Annotated in this window: 18 protein-coding genes; 14 read left to right on the forward strand and 4 right to left on the reverse strand. The window is 43.2% G+C overall.

Annotation, left to right across the window (positions count from 1 at the left end; genetic code table 11):
• Positions 1–283: hypothetical protein (locus tag L990_RS20215; protein WP_052180923.1), on the forward strand; the 283-nt coding region annotated here is incomplete at its 5' end.
• A gap of 246 nt (positions 284–529) precedes the next feature.
• Here L990_RS20215 and L990_RS20010 read toward each other — a convergent pair.
• On the reverse strand, positions 530–1,264 hold the full coding sequence (locus L990_RS20010; RefSeq protein WP_052180924.1) for a hypothetical protein: 735 nt from the start codon (positions 1,262–1,264) through the stop codon (positions 530–532).
• Between the two features lie 446 nt (positions 1,265–1,710).
• On the opposite strand from L990_RS20010, the gene L990_RS10930 reads away from it, so the two are divergent.
• The 12 genes from L990_RS10930 (at position 1,711) to L990_RS10985 (ending at position 15,931) form a co-directional block, all read left to right on the forward strand.
• Entirely contained in the window at positions 1,711–2,994 is a 1,284-nt protein-coding gene (locus L990_RS10930; protein ID WP_047448915.1) for a hypothetical protein, read from the forward strand.
• A 310-nt stretch (positions 2,995–3,304) separates the two neighbouring features.
• Positions 3,305–4,339 carry a hypothetical protein gene (locus tag L990_RS10935; protein WP_047448918.1) on the forward strand — a complete coding sequence of 345 codons (1,035 nt, stop codon included), beginning with the start codon at positions 3,305–3,307 and terminating at the stop codon, positions 4,337–4,339.
• A gap of 100 nt (positions 4,340–4,439) precedes the next feature.
• Positions 4,440–4,895: a cupin domain-containing protein gene (locus L990_RS10940; protein WP_047448921.1), complete on the forward strand. Its 456-nt coding sequence runs from the start codon at positions 4,440–4,442 to the stop codon at positions 4,893–4,895.
• A gap of 160 nt (positions 4,896–5,055) precedes the next feature.
• Positions 5,056–6,144, forward strand: a complete 1,089-nt coding sequence (locus L990_RS10945; RefSeq protein WP_047448923.1) for an acyltransferase family protein — start codon at positions 5,056–5,058, stop codon at positions 6,142–6,144.
• A 110-nt stretch (positions 6,145–6,254) separates the two neighbouring features.
• The gene (locus tag L990_RS10950; protein WP_047448930.1) at positions 6,255–6,581 is read left to right on the forward strand and encodes a PadR family transcriptional regulator; all 327 of its coding nucleotides are present in this window, start codon (positions 6,255–6,257) and stop codon (positions 6,579–6,581) included.
• A 6-nt stretch (positions 6,582–6,587) separates the two neighbouring features.
• The gene (locus tag L990_RS10955; RefSeq protein ID WP_047448933.1) at positions 6,588–7,196 is read left to right on the forward strand and encodes a hypothetical protein; all 609 of its coding nucleotides are present in this window, start codon (positions 6,588–6,590) and stop codon (positions 7,194–7,196) included.
• 236 nt (positions 7,197–7,432) lie between these two features.
• The gene (locus L990_RS10960) at positions 7,433–8,773 is read left to right on the forward strand and encodes a TolC family protein (RefSeq protein WP_081981685.1); all 1,341 of its coding nucleotides are present in this window, start codon (positions 7,433–7,435) and stop codon (positions 8,771–8,773) included.
• 27 nt (positions 8,774–8,800) lie between these two features.
• Positions 8,801–10,054 (forward strand): efflux RND transporter periplasmic adaptor subunit, encoded by a 1,254-nt coding sequence (locus tag L990_RS10965; RefSeq protein ID WP_047449052.1) that lies wholly within the window; start codon positions 8,801–8,803, stop codon positions 10,052–10,054.
• Positions 10,055–10,154: 100 nt separating this feature from the next.
• Positions 10,155–10,850: an ABC transporter ATP-binding protein gene (locus L990_RS10970; protein ID WP_047448938.1), complete on the forward strand. Its 696-nt coding sequence runs from the start codon at positions 10,155–10,157 to the stop codon at positions 10,848–10,850.
• Between the two features lie 30 nt (positions 10,851–10,880).
• Positions 10,881–13,214 carry an ABC transporter permease gene (locus L990_RS10975; protein WP_047448941.1) on the forward strand — a complete coding sequence of 778 codons (2,334 nt, stop codon included), beginning with the start codon at positions 10,881–10,883 and terminating at the stop codon, positions 13,212–13,214.
• A gap of 55 nt (positions 13,215–13,269) precedes the next feature.
• Positions 13,270–14,613: a sigma-54-dependent transcriptional regulator gene (locus L990_RS10980; RefSeq protein ID WP_047448945.1), complete on the forward strand. Its 1,344-nt coding sequence runs from the start codon at positions 13,270–13,272 to the stop codon at positions 14,611–14,613.
• Positions 14,603–15,931, forward strand: a complete 1,329-nt coding sequence (locus tag L990_RS10985) for a sensor histidine kinase (protein ID WP_047448948.1) — start codon at positions 14,603–14,605, stop codon at positions 15,929–15,931. The genes L990_RS10980 and L990_RS10985 overlap by 11 nt, the downstream gene beginning before the upstream one ends.
• Positions 15,932–15,956: 25 nt before the next feature.
• Here L990_RS10985 and L990_RS10990 read toward each other — a convergent pair whose 3' ends face one another.
• A complete protein-coding gene (locus L990_RS10990; RefSeq protein WP_047448951.1) occupies positions 15,957–16,331 on the reverse strand; it encodes a cyclic-phosphate processing receiver domain-containing protein in 375 nt (124 codons plus the stop codon).
• A gap of 236 nt (positions 16,332–16,567) precedes the next feature.
• On the opposite strand from L990_RS10990, the gene L990_RS10995 reads away from it, so the two are divergent.
• The gene (locus tag L990_RS10995) at positions 16,568–17,200 is read left to right on the forward strand and encodes a cytochrome b/b6 domain-containing protein (protein WP_047448954.1); all 633 of its coding nucleotides are present in this window, start codon (positions 16,568–16,570) and stop codon (positions 17,198–17,200) included.
• Positions 17,201–17,277: 77 nt separating this feature from the next.
• Here the strand turns inward: L990_RS10995 and L990_RS11000 are convergent, their stop codons facing one another.
• Entirely contained in the window at positions 17,278–18,321 is a 1,044-nt protein-coding gene (locus tag L990_RS11000; protein WP_047448956.1) for a radical SAM protein, read from the reverse strand.
• Positions 18,322–18,392: 71 nt separating this feature from the next.
• Entirely contained in the window at positions 18,393–18,767 is a 375-nt protein-coding gene (locus L990_RS11005; RefSeq protein WP_047448960.1) for a hypothetical protein, read from the reverse strand.
• Between the last annotated feature and the right edge of the window lie 394 nt (positions 18,768–19,161).

Below are 19,161 nucleotides of genomic sequence, written 5' to 3' on the forward strand. Positions count from 1 at the left end.
CAACGAAGGCGGCGCACTCGGCAACCAAGCCTCCGCACTAAACAACGAAGGCGGCGCACTCGGCAACCAAGCCTCCGCACTCAGCAACGAGGGCTCCGCACTAAACAACGAAGGCTCCGCACTCAGCAACCAAGCCTCCGCACTAAACTACGAAGCCTCCGCACTCGGCAACCAAGCCAGCGCACTAAACAACGAAGGCTCCGCACTCAGCAACGAGGGCGGCGCACTCGGCAACCAAGCGATATCCATCCCCTACCCTAGCGAAAGCGGCAGCTGGGGCTAGGCATGAGCCAGCACCATCGATGCTGAGACGAGTAACGAAGGAGGCGCGTCGGCCGTGGAGGAGGTTGGAAGGGGCTGCAGGGCGTGGGGAGCCAGCGGAGAGCGGCAAGGTGGCAGGGGGAGCCATCGACCCCAAAAAGAAGCATGGTGGCAGGCGATGGCGGAAGGGGCGACATAAAAAAATCGGGTAAGGGGCTTACACAAGAACCTTACCCGCAAAAAAAATTGTTCATGATCTTTTATATGGTCACTTTGCTTTCCTAAACTCGATGGCGCCAACCCGCTTATACTCGGGGCTTGCGGTGCCGTAAAGGGATTTAACGTACGCCTTTACGGTAAGCGCCACATCGACCAAGCCGGTTGTTGGCTCGTACAGCTCGGCGTTGCGAGCATCGCGGGCGCTATCGAGCGATATTTTTGCTGCATTGCAGGCGTTATTTTTGGTTCTGAGATTGGTGGCCACGGTGCGTAGCGCGGTAAGCTTGAGCTCCGGCTCGTTGGGTGCGTACTCGGGGGTGGCCGCTAGGAACTCCACCAGCCTGTCGAAGTTATCGACCTGGCTATCGAAGCTGCGCTGCGATACCGAAACCGTTTTAGGGGCGCTGGCGGCAGCGGTCGCCTTGGAGGCTGCCTTGGAGGAGGAGCTGCGCGTACCCCTAATTTTACGAACGATGGAGGCTGCCGAGGCATCGGTGGTATCGGAGGAGGAGGAGGCGCACAATCCGTTGTAAACGCGGGTAACGAGCCCATCCATCTCGGAGAAGGAGCTGTCGCGCTCCTCGCAGGCCTTAGCATAGGCGGGCATGGCCACGTTTACCGCATCGACGGCGGCACGGGCTGTCTTCTCCTTTAGGGAGAGCGCCGTTAGCGCTATGGAGGGATTGGTTGGATTGTACTTCTCGCCCATGCTGGTTGCATTGGCTATTAAAGAAGAAAAGTTGTCGACGTTTTTTGCATGACCAGTCTCTGAAAAAGTTGCCATGTTTGATAAGATTAATTGTTAGAATTAAGGTTATTGGCCTTAAAATTAAAAACACATATTAACATGCGCAAGTGTTTTTATGACTTTTTTTAGCTACACCCGCATTTTTTTTTATGCTACCACCCTCATAATGCGTGTAGAATGATTTTGATGTTGTTTTTTTTTAACCATAGAGGGGTGTGGGAAGGGGAAAATGGGTATATTTACATCTAAATAGATCCCTAAAAGCATAATAAAACAGGAAGTTTCGACTGAAAGTACCTAAACTATAACCAAAATCGGAAATGCCAACTGGCTATATGTTAAGACATGCAAAATACCAATATATAAAGAAGGACGAAGTTTTCAAACAAAAGACAAACCTCCAGAAAACAGCATTAGACTACAGAGAATAGAACAGGAGTCTAAAAAACTGTATTATTAACTAAATAAAAACCAGTTATACCATGTCAAATTTAAAAAACTACACAAGCGTTGTTTTATATTACCTCCGATACAACAAGGTAGAAACATTGATATTTATTCTAAGCACATTAGCTTTATTCTATAGCATATTAGATTATATAATTTCTATAAACAAAGATGGTCAAAAATGGATTAAGATTATAATTACAGGAGCAATATTTGTTACTAATTTTATTAATTGGATTTACAAGTCACATAAAAACAAAACAAATGGATACGTCATAACGAACATACCTATTGATTATAAAAAAACAATCCCTGAAACTAATTACAAAATCGAAGGATACAAAACAAACAATGGCATTAACTATATTACCTATTCAGATATATTAAACCAAGAATTAATCGAATGCAATAATAGAACAATAAAAATAAAAATTGACAACGATAAGAAAAAAAGCATACATGAATTCATAAAAAAAAATTTCAAACATCTTTTTTTATTCATAAAATCATACTGTGCTGAAAGTTTGACAACCAATAGAAATATTTACAATGAATCAAAACTTTGCTTATCCAAGGATATCAAAATGAATGACTCCGTTTATTGCTACAAAAACAGTTATTACGACTCCATTGTTACCAACATGACTGTAAACAAACAACTAACAAAAAGCAATAATAGAGAAATAATTTTCAAACATCCAGAAAATGCTTATTTAGAAAACAATAAGATTAAATCAATTACATGCACAAAATTAAATAATCACATTGGGGTTAGTACAATTGCGATCACAAAAGACAATTATATCTTCTTATGGATACAAAACGACAAATCAATGTCTTCAATTGGGCTTATAGCACCATCAGGAAGTGGATCTTGCGACTGGAAAGATTTTATTGCCGACGACTTTATTAAAACAATAAAAAATGCAATGAAAAGGGAATTAATAGAAGAAAGCATGCACAAAAGAAATAATAATAAAATAGAAAGTAAAACCTTAATCACAGGTTTTTTCCGTTGGCTAGACAAAGGTGGAAAACCCGAATTTGTTGGAATTACAAAATTAAATATTTACATCACTAATTTAAGAGCTAATATTAATGAAGTAATGGAACCAAATATGCATATAAAAAAAACATCTCTCAACAATAATTTTGGGACATTACAAGAATTTGAGACACTACTTAAAGATTTACTAAATAACAAAGCAGTATCCGTTCCTCTACACTACAATATCAATACAATTTTATCAACAATTAAAACAAACCCCACATTAATTGAAAATTTCATCAATCACCAATTTGAAATAGAATCGAAATAATAGATCCAATAATATCTGTAGATATGCAAGGGAGATGGTTCTCAATAGACACCTTAATCCAAACTGAGTCCCTTATAGTAAATATAGATAATGCATGGCATACTGCAAATAGCATTTTTTTGAGATAGAAACATTACCTGAATTTTATCCCACAAAAGGCTGCTAGCTAAAAATGCGAGTCAAAATTGCATCGGACAGAAAAAATATAAATATATTTAGGCATCAAACGTCAGGAAAGGGGTATAAAAGGCCACTTAGGCACCTATCAACCTGCTGCCATATTTTACTATACATTAAATAGCATCGTAAAATGGTAAAATGTCAAGCTTGTAGAACAAGATTTGCCGAAATTGTAGAGAGCGACGAGAGCGAAAGCCACCCATACGTGCTATGCTCGTCGTGCTACAATCGGCTTATCAACACAACTCTACGCCCACTGGAATACTTTAACCTAAAGGCGATACATGGGGATACGCCATCGCTAAGCGAGTACCTATACGACGAGAATGGGGTAGCCTTAAAGCCTTCGGAAGAGGTGGTGCAGAAGGATAGCCTGGCCTTCCCCAAGCTGGAGAACATTAAGGATGACTACGAGATGCTTATCAGCTACTCGATTCTGCGCTGGAACTGGGACGAGGAGGCGATTTACGCCCTCGAGAAGTTCGATAAGGCCGAGATTCTCTTCTCGCTAAATAGACGAATCAACGAAAACAGGGAGCTTAGCGATAAGATCTACGATCTGGCCTCGATAGTGCTGGGCCCGTATGCCGACGACTGGATTAGAGCCGAATGGCGGCTTAGGGATAAAAAGTACTTTTACGTGTATGCCGAGGCCCTAGCGCGCTGTCTACCCGTAAGCGAGGGCTTTTACTACTTTACCGAGGCCATCCACGAGTCTGAGAAAGATGATTTCTACTTCGGAAACATCAGTAGCCTTCGTGTTTTTCAATACAAGGGAACGCTTGATTGGATTGAAAACAATGTCCCCAAGGATGAGAAAGACATCTCGAGATGGAGCCTTGCGGCTGCGGTGTCTCAGCTGGATTGGGCTAGGGTAAAGAAATGGATAAGCATGGGGCCGCCTCTAGGCATAATTGCGCTAGACTGCCTAGTGTACTGCATTGCCAGCTCGATGCCTCGCGAAGAGGCTTTCTGGAAGAACGACCCTCCTGCAATACTACACGATCCCGATACGATAGAAAATATGAACGAGGTGCTGGATAGCTATACGACCAAGGATGACAATAAAAACGTAAAGCTCCTGATTGAGACGCTAAAGAAAAACTGGCATCTGATACTTCATCAAGAGAAACAGGAGCAGGAGGGAACGGAGGGAACGGAGTAATCTACGCCTCTACCTCCCTACCAAATGAAAAATCGCTACTTTTAGCGGCATCTAAAACAGTAGCACCATCGCTAGCGGATGGTTCTGAAACAACGTAAGCATGAAAAATATAGAGGTTATATCGGAGGGCGATGCCTACTCCGCCGTAGATTTAGGTTCCCTGAACGGATGGCTCGACTACTCGCTGGTGCATCCTATTAGCAAGCGAGAAATAGAAGGCAAAGTGTTCCTGAAGGAGGCCACCAAGTCGACAGGCACCGAGATCTCGTTTAACTCAATTGCTCCACGATCGGAGGTACCCTACTTTCACATACACCGAAAAAACGAGGAGACGTACATCATCCTAAAGGGCTGCGGCTACTTTCAGGTTGATGAGGATTGCTTTAGCATTAAAGAAGGGAGCGTTATTCGGGTGTCGCCTCAAGGCAAGCGTGGGCTAACCAACACCTCGGACGAGATAATGACCTACATCGTAATACAGTCGAAGGAGAACTCGCTCGAAGAGCACACTACGGCTGATGGGGAGCGAATTCCCGTTGAGCCCAAATGGAGGTAAAGCGTAAGGTAACAATACCAAGTATAGGAAAGTAGCGATCCTGAAGTTAGGGCTACGCAAGTTCTAATAACATCAATGCAAGCGGAACAAAAGGTGGTGGTTGCTTTTAACATGGGCAAAAACTGCTTAATATTGCAGGCTCAACCCAAATAATCTAAAGATGCACCCAAACACCTTAACCGCTGAGCTACTACAGCCTAAAAAGCACTTTGCCATCCTCGATGGGCTTAGAGGCGTTGCCGCGCTGGCAGTCGTTATCTTTCATTTCATGGAGTGGGTTTCGCCCGACTACAGCAAAAACTTTATTGGACACGGCTACCTAGCCGTAGATTTCTTCTTCTGCCTTTCGGGGTTTGTTATCGGCTACGCATACGACAGCCGCATAAAGGAGATGGGGATAAAGGAATTTTTCAAGTCGAGGCTGATAAGGCTACATCCGCTAGTTGTACTTGGAGCGGTACTGGGCATCCTTGGCTTTCTTTTCGACCCGTTTGCCGACCACACCGGAATTTATAGCGCAGGAAGACTTGCCCTTATTTTTGCCTGCACCCTGCTACTAATCCCCTTTCCTGTAATGGAAGATCGCTACTTTAACCTCTTTGGACTTAACGCTCCGGCATGGTCGCTATTTTGGGAATACGTAGCCAACATCGTTTACGCGCTGGTACTTTGTAGGCTAAACCGTAAGGTTATTGCCATGCTAACCGCCGCAGCAGCGCTGGCAATTTGCTACGTTGCGTACCGAAGCGGAACGCTATCAGGCGGATGGGGAAAGGCGAGCTTCTGGGATGGCTCCATTCGCGTCTCCTTCTCCTTTTTGGCAGGTCTGCTGATTTATCGCTACAGCTGGATTATAAAAAATCGGATAGGGTTCATTGGTCTGGCTCTACTCCTTTCGGTAGCCTTTTTGCTGCCATACTTTTCCTTTAACTGGATTGTAGAAGCGCTACTGGTGCTGCTATACTTTCCTTTGATAGTTGCGCTGGGTGCAGGGTCGGTTCTTTCAGGTAAGAGCGAAGGGATTTGCAACTTTTCTGGGCGGATATCGTACCCGCTTTACATGACGCACTACTTCTTTATATGGATTTTTGCCAGCTACTTTACCAGCCACTCTACGACCACTGGAGAACAATTTGCGATCATTTCTGTAAGTACCCTACTGCTTGTAGGTTTGGCCTACTTAGCTCTAATTGCTTACGATGCGCCTATCAGAAAGTATCTAACAAAAAGGCGCATGGCTAAAAAATAAAAACAGGCTTCCACCATACTAGAAAGGCATCAGGTAAAAAACTTGATGCCTTTTTTATATAAAACAAACCAAAAATTTGCATACATCGTAATTCTATGTATTTTTGTTCTATGTATTCAAAAGAACTACTAAAAGGAACCATGTCGGCAATACTGCTAAAGCTGCTTGCCGAACATAGCAGAATGTACGGATACCAGATAACCCAGCGGGTGAAAGAGCTCTCCGACGATAAAATTCTGCTAAAAGAAGGCTCGCTCTACCCTGCGCTGCACAAGCTAAAGGATGAAGGATTTATTGAGGTGGAGACCGAAAATATCGGTAAGCGGGTTAGGCACTACTACTCGCTTACCCCCAAAGGCGTACAGGAGAAGGAGCAGCGCGAGGCCGAGCTAAAAGATTTCATAGAAACCATCAGTAAAATTATCTCATTAAAATAGATAATTATGAACCACCTAACCGATCAACAAATCGACTTCATAGCAACAGTTGTTGAAAGAAGTAAAATAGCCTCTTCGGAAATCAAGGAGGATTTAGTAGACCACTTTTGCTGCGCCATAGAGGAGCAGCTGGCAAGAGGAAAAAGTTTTGAAACAGCGTATGATTTGGCCTATCATAATATCGCACCCGACGGATTTGACGAAATCGAGCGGGAAACAATTTACTTACTAACATCTAAAAAAATTAGCTCTATGAAAAGGCTTCTTTACGTTTCGGGCTACATGTCGCTTTTCCTTGCGACAATCTCGGCTGTACTAAAGCTTCTCCATCTTCCAGGAGGAAGTATTGGAGTGCTATTAACCGGGCTTACCATCATTCTCCTCTTCCTACCTTCGCTATTCACCTATCTATACCGACGGGAGATCAACAAATCGGCGGGAAGCAGGGCTATGTACATCCTCGGATTTATGGCGCTTACATTTTTTTGTATGGCATCATTAGCTCATATTTTCCACTGGCCTGGAACTGTTTCCATGCTAATAGCAGCATTATCGGTAACCAACTTTGCGCTCCTCCCTATCGTTCTCTTCAAAAGATACCATAAGGTGGCATAATGCAACAAGCATACATAATAAGGGAGCAATTACGCTCCCTTATTTTATTCCCCCTTCTAAACTGGGTTACACTATAATTTGACTCTTTCATCGTGTCAAAAAATCATCCACCGTTGTCTAATTCTTTGACACAAAAACGGCCTTCCTCATCCATCTCTATACTGATAAATAGTAACATGCACCATTAGGCACGCTGTTGGCATTCCTACATCGAAACGAAGAACGATATATTAGGAATGATACAGCAAGGAAAAATAGCCGTACTAGCAGTTCTTTTGTCCATGGGAGCATCGAAAGGAATGGCCCAAGCAGATACGTGGAGCTTAGACCAATGCGTAGAGTACGGCATTAAGCACAGTCCCATAACTGCCCGCGATGCTGCACAGGCAGGCATATACCAGCAAAACCTAAAGGAATCCATTGCACAGCAGCTCCCCTCGGTTAACGCCAACGCTTCGGTGGGGTGGACCATAGGACGCCTACCCGACCCCAAAACCAACGAGTACATTAACGAGAGTAGAATATTTGGCAACCGCATGAGCATAGGAGCCGAGATGACCATATTCTCGGGTTTTAGCCTAACCAATAGCAGCAGAATGGCCTACGTAAACCAGCTGGCAGGGCTAGAGCACCAGCTGCAGACGGCCAATAGTCACGGTGTAACCATTGCAACGGCCTACTACAACACCCTATTTAAGCAGGGACTGATGGCTCTTGCCTCCGAGCAGCTTTCGCAAAGCGAGCAGCAGCTTAAGCAGCTAACGCGCATGTCGGAGCTGGGCATGAAATCGAAATCGGATGTTGCAGAAATAAGAGCTAAGCACGCTTCGGACAGCTACAACCTAACGCAAGCCACCAACGACTACCTACTCGCAATGGTAAACCTAAAGCAGGCAATGTCGTATCCACAAACCGACACCCTTACTCTGCCACAAAATCTAACCAGCAACATAGCAGGAGAGGTTACTCCTCAACTCCTTTTCGAAAAGGCAGCAACCACACAGCCTCGCGTAAAGGAAGCCGAGTATAAGCTGCGCAAAAGCCTTCTAAGCGTTTACGTAGCCAAGGGAATGCTGCTACCAACCCTCACAGCATCGGGAGGCTATGCCACCTCCTACTCCAAAAATTTAATAAAAGGAGGTGATGATGCCTACACCCGCCAGCTGAAAGATTTGGCAAGTCACTACGTGGAACTTAACCTTCGAATTCCTCTATTTACTGGGCTAAAGCACCGCTCGGACATTAGGCGCAGCCAGCTGGAAAACCTCATAGAAAAGGCCAACTACGAGGAGACCATGCAGCAACTCTACGCCGAGGTTAGCAAGGCCGTTGCCGAATACGAAGGAGCCACAGAGGCAGTAACGCAGGCTCTACGCCAGCAGGAAGCCCAAGATGTTGCCTACCAAACCAACCAGCGTAAGTATACCGATGGGCTGATTGGCATAATAGAGCTGCATAGCAGCGCCAACAACCTACTTAAAGCAAAAGTAGAAACGCTAAAGGCTCAAGCGCTATACGCCTTTAGCGCACGCATAATATCCTACTTCGAAGGAAACCTATTTGTAGATAAACTATAGCACCACATAAAACGAAAAGCCATGTCGATGGATAAAAAGATTGAAAACAAATCGAAATTCAACCGCAAGACAGTAACCTACGCATCAGCAGCAGTTCTTCTTGCTATCGTTATATACCTGCTAGTAGGAAAGGACTACAGCAGCACATCGAGAGTAAGGGCAGATAGGCTTACCATAGAAACGGTAACCAAAGGCGTATTTAACGACTACATTAAGCTGATGGGACAGGTACAGCCTATTACCACCATACAGCTCAGCGCCATTGAAGGTGGTATGGTGCAATCTAAAATGGTAGAGGAAGGAGCGATGGTTAATACAGGAGATGCCATACTCCGCCTAAGCAACCCCATGCTAAACCTCAATATACTGGAAAGCGAAGCGCAGCTAGCCGAGAAATCAAACTTCCTTCGAAATACCCTAGTACAGATGGAGCAGGAAAGGCTAAGCCTAAAAAAAGAAAAGTTGCAGCTCGACTTGGATATAGAGCGCAAAAGCCGAAAGCATCAGCAGCTATCCAAATTGTATGCTGAGCAGCTATCCTCAAAAGAAGAATACCTGCAAGCCAAAGAAGATTACGAGTACGCCCTTCGAAACCGCGAGCTGGTGGTAGAGCGACAACGGCAGGATTCCCTGTTTCGGGGCGTTCAGGTACATCAAATGGAGGAAAGCCTTTCGAATATGAGACGAAACCTTGCGCTAATACGCCAGCGCATAGATAACCTAATTGTAAAGGCTCCTCTTGCAGGTCAGCTAGGCCTACTCGAAGCAGAGATAGGACAATCCATTGCAGTAGGACAAAAAATTGGGCAAATAAACGTGCTGTCCGATTTCAAAATTGAATCGAAGGTAGACGAGCACTACATAGACCGAATAAGACCCGAATTGCGAGCCTCGCTAGAAAGCCAAGGAAAAACGTACCAGCTACGCGTACGGAAGGTATTCCCAGAGGTTCGATCCGGACAATTCAGAATAGAGCTGGTATTTGAAGGCTCCCGTCCTGCCGACCTCCGAACCGGACAGTCATACCAGATAGATATTCAACTGGGGCAACCATCTATGGCCACACTCATACCTCGTGGTGGATTCTATGAGCAAACAGGGGGGCAATGGATGTTTGTTGTGGATAATAGCGGCAAGGAGGCCATCCGAAGAAACATCAAGATTGGTCGACAAAACGCCCAATACTACGAAGTGCTAGAGGGCCTTAAACCAGGAGAAAAGGTAATCACCTCGAGCTACGAGCTCTATGAGAGCTGCCGAACCTTGCTAATCAAAAAGTAAAATTTATTGAAGTTAACCCAAAAGTAGCGCGAAAAAAGCAGAGGGATTGCCCATTTTTGCAGCGGCAATCCCCGCCTACTAAATATAAAAAAGAACTACAATGATAAGAACCGAAAAACTATCAAAAGTATTTAGCACCGAAGATGTAGAAACAACCGCCTTAAAGGAGGTATCGTTGACCATTAGTGCAGGGGAATTTGTTGCCATTATGGGTCCATCGGGATGCGGTAAGTCAACGCTACTCAACATACTTGGCCTGTTAGATAGCCCCACCTCTGGAAGTTATCTATTTAAGGAGAAGGAGGTATCTCGTTTAAAGGAGCGCGAACGTACATCCTTCAGAAAAGGCAACATCGGCTTCATCTTCCAAAGTTTTAACCTAATTGATGAACTTAACGTGTACGAAAATGTGGAGCTTCCCCTCACCTACCTCAACTACAAAGCCTCCGAACGTCGTAGCATGGTGGAAACTGTTTTAGATAGAATGTCGATAGGGCATAGAGCCAACCACTTCCCCAACCAGCTGTCGGGTGGGCAGCAGCAGCGCGTTGCCATAGCCAGAGCGGTAGTTACCAACCCTTCGCTAATACTTGCCGACGAGCCAACAGGAAACCTCGACTCCAAAAATGGGTTAGAGGTTATGAACTTACTCACCGAGCTTAACCATGATGGAGCCACCATAGTTATGGTAACCCACTCCGACAGAGATGCCTCCTATGCTCACCGGGTGGTAAACCTTCTCGACGGCGAGATTATCATGCAGCATAAAACAGCCACCTCAACGGCTTTACTATAATCTACCATAACCCCGATTATCAGATAAGCCATGATAAAACATATTTTTAGAGCCGCATTCAAAGAAAAGGAGCTCACCATTACCAGCATTGCGGGACTAGCAATAGGTCTTGCAGCGGCCATGTTCCTGCTAACCCATCTCGTATTTGAGCACTCGTACGACAAGCATCATAGCAAAATAGATCGAATATACAGAACGTTATCCGTTTGGAAAGAGGTTGGCCAAGACGACAACTATCTCTCAATTAACCTCCGAGCGTTAAAAGAAAAGTTAGAAGTTTTACCCGAAGTTGAGAAAGTTTCTCAACTGTACGATTACGGAACCCCGATTGCCACAAAGGCAAATGGAGAAATGGTAGAGTTAGGCAGAACAATGATGGTAGATCCATCCTTCTACGCCATCTTTGATGCTAAACTAGTGGCTGGAGAGCTATCTGGAAAAACACTTCAACCCAATACCGTTGTCCTCGTAAAATCTGAAGCAGAAAAGCTATTTGGACGACAAAACCCTATTGGAAAAACGCTAGTGATAGATAAAAAAACATGTACTATTACAGCGGTAGTTGAAGATCAGCCAATAAATACCATGTTTAGGTACAAGGTCCTATTCGGAATGCATCCAGAAAAAATCAACTACATGCAAGGGTTAGAATTACCAACCTATGTACTATTTAAAAAAGGAGTAAACATACCAGAAGCCATAAAAAAGTGTAACAAAATAAATACGGCACTACTTACAGCTCGCTTTGAGGATGCTAACGCCAAATTTTCCAGTGAAGTAGAACCCTTCTCTAGCGTTCATATTAAAACTAAAGCGGGCTACGATCTGATTAAAAAGGTAAATCGTTTAAACCTCCTCTTCTTGATGATTGTAGTTCTATTTATTCTTGGTATTGCAATAACAAACTTCATTAACCTAAGCATTATAAAAGGGGAACGTAGAGCAAAAGAGATTAGCATACGTAAAGCCAACGGTGCCAACCGTGCCAACATTGTAAGAATGCTACTTGTAGAGTCGTTTGTTGTTACATTGATATCCTTTTTAATCGCATTTGTATTGTTACATCTTCTTGGCGATTATATTTCATCCTTTTTAAACATTAAGCTTCCACCTAATTTTTTGCTTAACCCAACCTTCTACCCTTGGATTGCAGCCGTATTTCTGTTTGTTGTTGCAACCTCATCCGTATATCCATCCTTATACCTATCAAAATCTAGCCCCATAGAACTTCTCCGGAATTCTGTAAAACGAAGGCATCGGCTAACCATAAGCTCTGTTGTGCTCCAGTTTACAGCCGTTGTATTCTGTCTGATATCGATCATTGTAGTTGCTACACAGCTGCAGTTCGAAAAAACGTTACCCCTAGGATACGCTGCAGATAATGTATACACCGTAGAGCTACCAGAGAAAATAGATCAAGCCCGCCTAAAAACAATAATTCAGGATCTAACCAAAAATCCAGCTATTGTATCGGCAAGCGCATCAGACCACTTCCCCTTTACAGGATGTAGCGGACAAGGCGTAAAAAAGTTAGGAGAAAGTACCTGCTACTCGGTAGATGAACGCCGCTGCGATGCCTCCTATTTTGATACGTATAAAATCAAGATCATAGAGGGACGAACATTTACCGGCAACGAAGCAGCCGACAGCACCTCCATAATACTATCTCAAAATGCGGTAAAAACTCTAAATCTCAAAAATCCGATTGGCACAACCATCTTACTAAACGATAAGTCAATGCAGGTGATCGGAATTACTAAGGACATTCGATACGGCTCGGCAAGATCCGGCCCCGGTGTCGACATCTACAATAACGGATGGGGCTCATTCAACAAGCTGTCCATCCTTGTGAGCAAAGGGCAAATGGATAATGCTCCAAGCTACATAAAGGCAACCCTTACCCGCCACTTTGGGGGAGCCCCCGTTTCCCTAGAAAGGGCGTCGGACTACATCTCTAAGTTCTACAACAATGACCAAAGCATGTTCAACATTATTGCATCGGGAGCAGGAATGGCAATTCTTTTAGCTCTAATGGGACTTATCGCTTTAAGTCGCTTCGTAGCCAAACAGAAGGAAAAGGAAATGGCTGTTCGAAAAGTGATTGGCGCTACCCTGTTTGAGAATATTTGGGCAATGAGCCGTTACATAATGGTAAGAATAATCCCCGCAATTCCGCTTGGAGGCATAGTTGCCTATTTCGCAATGCGCAGCTGGCTAATGGATTTTACCTTCCGAATAGAGATGAAAATTTGGATGTTTGCAGCAGCCATCACCATAACTCTTCTACTTGGGCTAACAATCATTATTCTACAAACTTTTAGGACGGCCATGGTTAACCCATCATCCATTCTCCGAAAAGAGTAGCAAAGAGAAAATACATCGCAATCTTTTAGCTAGATTCGAACCTCACCAGAAACAAATGGCAACCACCGAAACAATACTAATTGTTGATGATAGCAAGAGCGTTTTAGAAGCACTTTCGTTGCTTCTAAAACCTCACTTTGCTACAATAAAAACTCTTTTCAATCCAGAGGAGCTACATTCGACCCTTCATCGGCATCATGCTGATGTGATTCTCCTTGACATGAACTTTAAGGCTGGAATAAACAACGGAAACGAAGGGCTTTTTTGGCTTAACCAGATACTAAAATACTCGCCATCATCTTCGGTTGTTATGATGACGGCCTACGGAGATGTGGAGCTTGCAGTAAAAGCTATTCGCCAAGGGGCTATCGATTTCATCGTAAAACCATGGAGCAACCAAAAGCTAATCGAAACGCTGAAGTCTGCAGCAAGACTGAGCCAATCGAAGCAGAAAATCAAAGTTCAAAATAGGGATACAGGTAAGGAACTCCCTCTTCTTGTTGCACGCTCCATGTCATTCTCCCGAGTGCTTAATTTAATTGCAAAAATTGCAGCAACAGAGGCCAACGTGCTAATTACAGGTGAAAATGGAACGGGCAAGGAAGTTGTCGCCCGCGAAATCCATCGACAATCGGCTCGATCAGAAAAACCAATGGTAAGCGTAGATATGGGAGCCATCCCCGAAACCCTATTCGAGAGCGAACTTTTTGGGCATAAAAAGGGAGCCTTTACCGATGCCCATACCGATAGGGTTGGGAAAATTGAAACAGCATCGAATTCTACCCTGTTTCTCGACGAGATTGGAAATCTCTCAAAATCGGCACAATCCAAGCTACTTTCCGCGCTTCAAAATAGAACAATAGTTCGCGTAGGAGACAATGCGCCGATTCCTGTAAATATGCGATTAGTATGTGCTACAAATAGTAACCTATGGAACATGGTCGGCGAAGGTTCCTTTCGCGAAGATTTACTTTACCGCATAAATACAATCCACCTAGAAATACCTCCGCTAAGAGAGCGACGAGAAGACATAGAACCTCTTGCTCTCCACTTTTTGCAGCAATACTGTCAGAAATATGAAAAGAATAACCTCACCTTCTCGCGAGATGCATTACAGAAGCTGACGCAATACGGCTGGCCGGGAAACATTAGAGAGCTACAGCATGCCGTTGAAAAAGCGGTAATTCTCTCGAAGGAGGATGTTATTACAGGAGATGAATTTACCCTCACAACACCAGCAACACTCCCAACATCTTTTACTGGGACACTGGAAGATATGGAAAAACGGCTTATACGAAACGCTATCGAACGCAATGCAGGCAACATGTCGGCTGTAGCTGCAGAATTAGGCATTACAAGACAAACGCTCTACAATAAAGTAAAGAAATATGAGCTTTAGCAAGAACTACAACTTTCAAGTACTATATTATGTTGGAGCAACAACAATCACGTCTGCATGTACAACTACAGCAATAGTTTTACATTGGGGTATAGTGCCTATAGGGCTACTGTTGCTGCTTCTAATCCTGTCAATCCTAAAACTCTGCCGATTTATACAGCAGATAAACGAACAGGTATTTTATTTTGTTAAAGCGGTAGAAAATAACGACACCAGCATTCTATTTCCCTCTAAAATTGGAAATCCTACGGTTGATAAACTTTACGAAGCCTTAAACCGATTAAATAAACATCTTAACCGAGTGAAAGTCGATAGCCAACTCCAAGAAAAGTACTTTGAGCACATTCTATCGCAGGTTGAAGTTGGCGTAATTCTTTTTAGCAAAAAAGGAATTGTCCGCCAAGCAAACGCAGCAGCACTTCGACTATTTCAAATACCGGTGCTTACCCACCTCCATCAGCTAGATAAGGTTTACAATGAGCTGTCAACACAACTTCTGTTGCTACCTGAAAGTAGCAAGCAGCTTCTATCCATCACAATAAAAGAGGTAAGCGTACAAATAGTGCTACAAAAAACACCTATCCTTATTTCCAACACTCCGTTCTACCTGCTAACGCTTCAGGATATTAGAGGGGAACTCGAACGTAAAGAAATTGAAGCATGGGTTAAGCTTATTCGAGTACTAAATCACGAAATAACAAATTCGCTTACCCCCGTTACTTCCCTATCGGAGTCACTCTATACGTCATGGAAGCAAAATCAGGAAAAGCCCGACCAGCCACTTATAGAGACCACAATCAAAGGACTTAATGTTATAGAAGAACGAAGCCGCTCGCTTGTTAGCTTTGTAAACTCCTACCGAATGCTTACCAAAATACCAAAGTTGGAACTCCATGAGATTGCCATTGAAGATTTCATGAGCCGAATTAGCATCCTAGCATCGCCATATCGTTCCAGCACAATATCAATTACCGTAGAGCCTCCAACATCAACATTCAAATTCGTAGCAGATGAGTCGATGCTCGTACAAGTTATGCTTAACCTAATAAAAAACGGAATCGAAGCTATTGGCTCGAAAGGTGGTGCTATAAAAATAAACGCTTACCCTCAGAATGGTAAAGTAGCGATTACTGTCGAAGATAATGGAGCAGGAATACCGCAAGGAATTGCTGACGAAATCTTCACCCCATTCTTTACAACAAAAGATTTCGGTTCTGGTATTGGATTAAGCTACTCGAAACAAATTATTCGGGCACACAAGGGCTGCCTAAACTTTACCTCAAGCCATGGAAATACCCGATTCACTATTGAAATATAATGTAAAACGAAATCATTTGACCTATTTACAATCTTAGCTTCGATGCAATTGCCTGCTCTCCCTCCTCGCTAGCAGAGTGAACAGCATATAGAGGTAAACTTAGCCGATGTCTGGCAGCAAAATCAGCAAGCCAACCTGCACAATCAGCACCTGTACGCTCCACAAACAACTCGACAGAATCGGCATCAACATCAACAAACTGCAATGTTGCAATACGGCTATCAAATGAAATAAAACGAGGAAAGGCTCCTCGGCGATGGTACTCTTCAATATAAGTGGTAAACTCTTCGTAACTACGAACAACCAGCCAATTTTGCTCTAGGTAAATTTCGTTATCCATTTGAGGATATAAGTCACGAGGGTCTCTATAGTCGTCTAAAAAAACTTTATATGTCTTCATTGCATTAGCTTATTACCGTCAAAGTCGTGCCAATGCATGCATCACATTGAGGAGCGGCAAAGGTAACATTCCTTTTTATCTTAATAATCTCCATTCTCTTTTTGAAGATATTTAGGAGAACCCCATCAATATTTTAAACCATATCGTTTAAAATTGATTTATTTTAACTATTTTTAAATAAATTAAAATATAACATCATCTGGCCCCTATTTATTCATCTTCCTAATTTTTTGCTGATGAAAACGATTGTTTGGACACAACCCAGCCGAATCTTTCACTGGTACATCGCTACAGGGTTTGTATTGGCCTACAGCCTCAGCGACTACATACAAGTACATGCTGCCATAGGGCTTAGCGTTGGAGTAATTCTTCTTTTTCGCATCATTTGGGGCGTAATGGGACCTCGGTATTCGCGCTTTACCGATTTCCCAATATCGCTGAGAAGAATTAAAGCGCTAGTTTTAAATCCAAAGGAAGAAGAACGTAAATATACGGGACACAACCCGCTAGCAGCACTAGTTATGCTTCTTCTAATTGCTGATGGCATCGCTGTAGCCATAACAGGTCTAGTTACCGCACTCTCGGATGATAGCGCATTTTTTGGGACCGCCCTATTCAGCAACTATGAAGGGCATAAAGAAACGCATGAACTTTTAGTAAACCTACTTATCGTACTGGCCATCTCCCACCTTTTGGGGCTTGGAGCCAGCCACCTACACAATCGAGAGATGGAAGTAAGCAAATCTATGTTTACCGGATTCAAGCGCATGCACGGAATAAATGCAAACCTTACATTACTACAAAAGATAATTGCACTAGCTGCAGCGCTTACAACAATAGCAACTTTGACGGTAGTCCTAATCCAATAACCAGCATCTACCCTAACAATACAAAAAGCGCATTGACGAAATTTCCTCATCAATGCGCTTTTTGGCTAACGATTATGCTATTGTATCAAACCAAGCATCTCCTTCTCTCCCAAAAAATAGTTCCGTCCGTAGGCTACATTATTAATAAATTCAGGATCTGCTATCAGGCTTGTTAATGCCTCCACTATATGCCTACTACTAAACAGCCGGAAACAAACATCGCAAGTTGCATCCTCCACATACTGCCGAGGTAGCAAATGAGCATAACGGCTTTCCAATAAAAGATTAACCAACACCCTTGGTCCAAAGGTGCGAATAGCATGGAGTATTATATTTGTTTCTGACCTGTCAAACAACGCTGCCAACGATTCCTTTTTTAGATTCCCTAAAAACAACGGATGCCCAGCAGGTAGGGTTATTGGAGGTCCTATACACGCAATCACATTCCCATTTGGGAAAATGATTGGGTAGCTGGCCATCGAGCAGGCCGCCTTTGAAGGCTCTGACGATAGCACAAGCTGGCCATCATCCATCGTTTCGGAAGCACGCCCAACTGGGAGTGTCACCGTCACATGAATTTGATCTTCATCCACAAAATCAAGAAGTTCATCCCTAAGCCTAAGATACTCCACATCTGCTTCTGATGGAGTAGCAACTGCTATATCATATAGTATCCCCCTTTTTTTGGCGGCCCAAATAGCATTACGAACATTGGCAAGAGGAATAAAAGTTTGATGACCAACATCGGCACTTACCGAAAGCATTTGAATGGAGCTACAACGAGAAAGCACCCTCAAGGCCTCTTCCCGAGTTTCGGCCCAATAGGCATTACTCACCACCGACACAACAAATCGTCGATTAGCAGCATAGGATGAAATGGCAGCAAGGTTTTCTACATTGTAAAAAGGTTCACCTCCTGTTAACGAGATTCCCCTAATATAACCATTCCTATACGATCGAAGCTCATCAATCCACCTAAAGGCATCCTCCAGCAACATCTCCTCCTTCCTGTTCGGACCTGCCTTAACAATGCAATGAGAGCATGCTATTGTACATTTGTACGTAAGCATCATTCCTACATTACTGAGAAACGGAATATCCTCAAATCCTTGATCTTCCATTTACCTAGATATTAAGATTATGAAACCAAGAAAAGGAGCCATCGATATGCTGGCTCCTTTTTAATCCATTCTTACCGAACAGCCTTAGGCACCAACACAACGTTAATCTTATTGTAATCTAGCCCTGCGTTCTTTAACAGATGCCAAGGCACTGGAATCCCCCGCACGCTTTTAAGTTCCTTAATGCGTACAGAAAATTCCTTAATACCCAAATCCTTAAAATCTTTTGAAAATTCTCGAGTAGGAGCAACAACTGCGAAATCGTACATTTCTGCAATCTCCTTGTCCCCTACAATCTCTGGAAGTTTAGCCCTAAGCTTTTCAAGAATCTTAGCATCAATAGCCGGAATTCCTGCCCAATACCTTTTGTCTACAATACGAACAGAACCTTTGAACTTGTCTAAAATACGCGCATTAATTACAATGTTTGCTTTTAAATTGTCCATATCACTTCTCGTTAAAATGCTGCCTACTCTCTATGGTTTTCGGCTTCTCCATTTATTGCATATAAATAGGTCAACAGCAACAGCTGCTGCACACAATATTAAAACAACAAATAAAAAATTCCCAACAAGAAGATTTTAGACATCAAACACAGCGGCAGTAAATCAGCGTAAAACTTAACTATTCAAGTATTTGTTTCAATGTATAGAGTATTACAATAATAGCTTATTTTTAGTTTTAACCAAAACATTTATCCACAAACTAACTATTTATGCAAAAAAACTAATAAAGACAGTATTAAAATGAAGAAACCAATGTAAACAGTTAAAATACGAGTCTCTTCCCAGCAGTTTGTTAATCAATTTAAAGAGCAATAACATCCTTGTTAGATCAACG

Source organism: Alistipes sp. ZOR0009, assembly GCF_000798815.1.
Lineage (GTDB): Bacteria > Bacteroidota > Bacteroidia > Bacteroidales > ZOR0009 > Acetobacteroides.

What these genes read in the sequence shown, in the direction of transcription:
- L990_RS11005 (WP_047448960.1), bottom strand. Translation starts at nt 18,767, where the DNA reads ATGGACAATTTAAAAGCAAACATTGTAATTAATGCGCGTATTTTAGAC.
- L990_RS10995 (WP_047448954.1), top strand. Translation starts at nt 16,568, where the DNA reads ATGAAAACGATTGTTTGGACACAACCCAGCCGAATCTTTCACTGGTAC.
- L990_RS11000 (WP_047448956.1), bottom strand. Translation starts at nt 18,321, where the DNA reads ATGGAAGATCAAGGATTTGAGGATATTCCGTTTCTCAGTAATGTAGGA.
- L990_RS10990 (WP_047448951.1), bottom strand. Translation starts at nt 16,331, where the DNA reads ATGAAGACATATAAAGTTTTTTTAGACGACTATAGAGACCCTCGTGAC.
- L990_RS10935 (WP_047448918.1), top strand. Translation starts at nt 3,305, where the DNA reads ATGGTAAAATGTCAAGCTTGTAGAACAAGATTTGCCGAAATTGTAGAG.
- L990_RS10970 (WP_047448938.1), top strand. Translation starts at nt 10,155, where the DNA reads ATGATAAGAACCGAAAAACTATCAAAAGTATTTAGCACCGAAGATGTA.
- L990_RS10945 (WP_047448923.1), top strand. Translation starts at nt 5,056, where the DNA reads ATGCACCCAAACACCTTAACCGCTGAGCTACTACAGCCTAAAAAGCAC.
- L990_RS10975 (WP_047448941.1), top strand. Translation starts at nt 10,881, where the DNA reads ATGATAAAACATATTTTTAGAGCCGCATTCAAAGAAAAGGAGCTCACC.
- L990_RS10950 (WP_047448930.1), top strand. Translation starts at nt 6,255, where the DNA reads ATGTATTCAAAAGAACTACTAAAAGGAACCATGTCGGCAATACTGCTA.
- L990_RS10985 (WP_047448948.1), top strand. Translation starts at nt 14,603, where the DNA reads ATGAGCTTTAGCAAGAACTACAACTTTCAAGTACTATATTATGTTGGA.
- L990_RS10960 (WP_081981685.1), top strand. Translation starts at nt 7,433, where the DNA reads ATGATACAGCAAGGAAAAATAGCCGTACTAGCAGTTCTTTTGTCCATG.
- L990_RS10940 (WP_047448921.1), top strand. Translation starts at nt 4,440, where the DNA reads ATGAAAAATATAGAGGTTATATCGGAGGGCGATGCCTACTCCGCCGTA.
- L990_RS10980 (WP_047448945.1), top strand. Translation starts at nt 13,270, where the DNA reads ATGGCAACCACCGAAACAATACTAATTGTTGATGATAGCAAGAGCGTT.
- L990_RS10965 (WP_047449052.1), top strand. Translation starts at nt 8,801, where the DNA reads ATGGATAAAAAGATTGAAAACAAATCGAAATTCAACCGCAAGACAGTA.
- L990_RS10930 (WP_047448915.1), top strand. Translation starts at nt 1,711, where the DNA reads ATGTCAAATTTAAAAAACTACACAAGCGTTGTTTTATATTACCTCCGA.
- L990_RS10955 (WP_047448933.1), top strand. Translation starts at nt 6,588, where the DNA reads ATGAACCACCTAACCGATCAACAAATCGACTTCATAGCAACAGTTGTT.
- L990_RS20010 (WP_052180924.1), bottom strand. Translation starts at nt 1,264, where the DNA reads ATGGCAACTTTTTCAGAGACTGGTCATGCAAAAAACGTCGACAACTTT.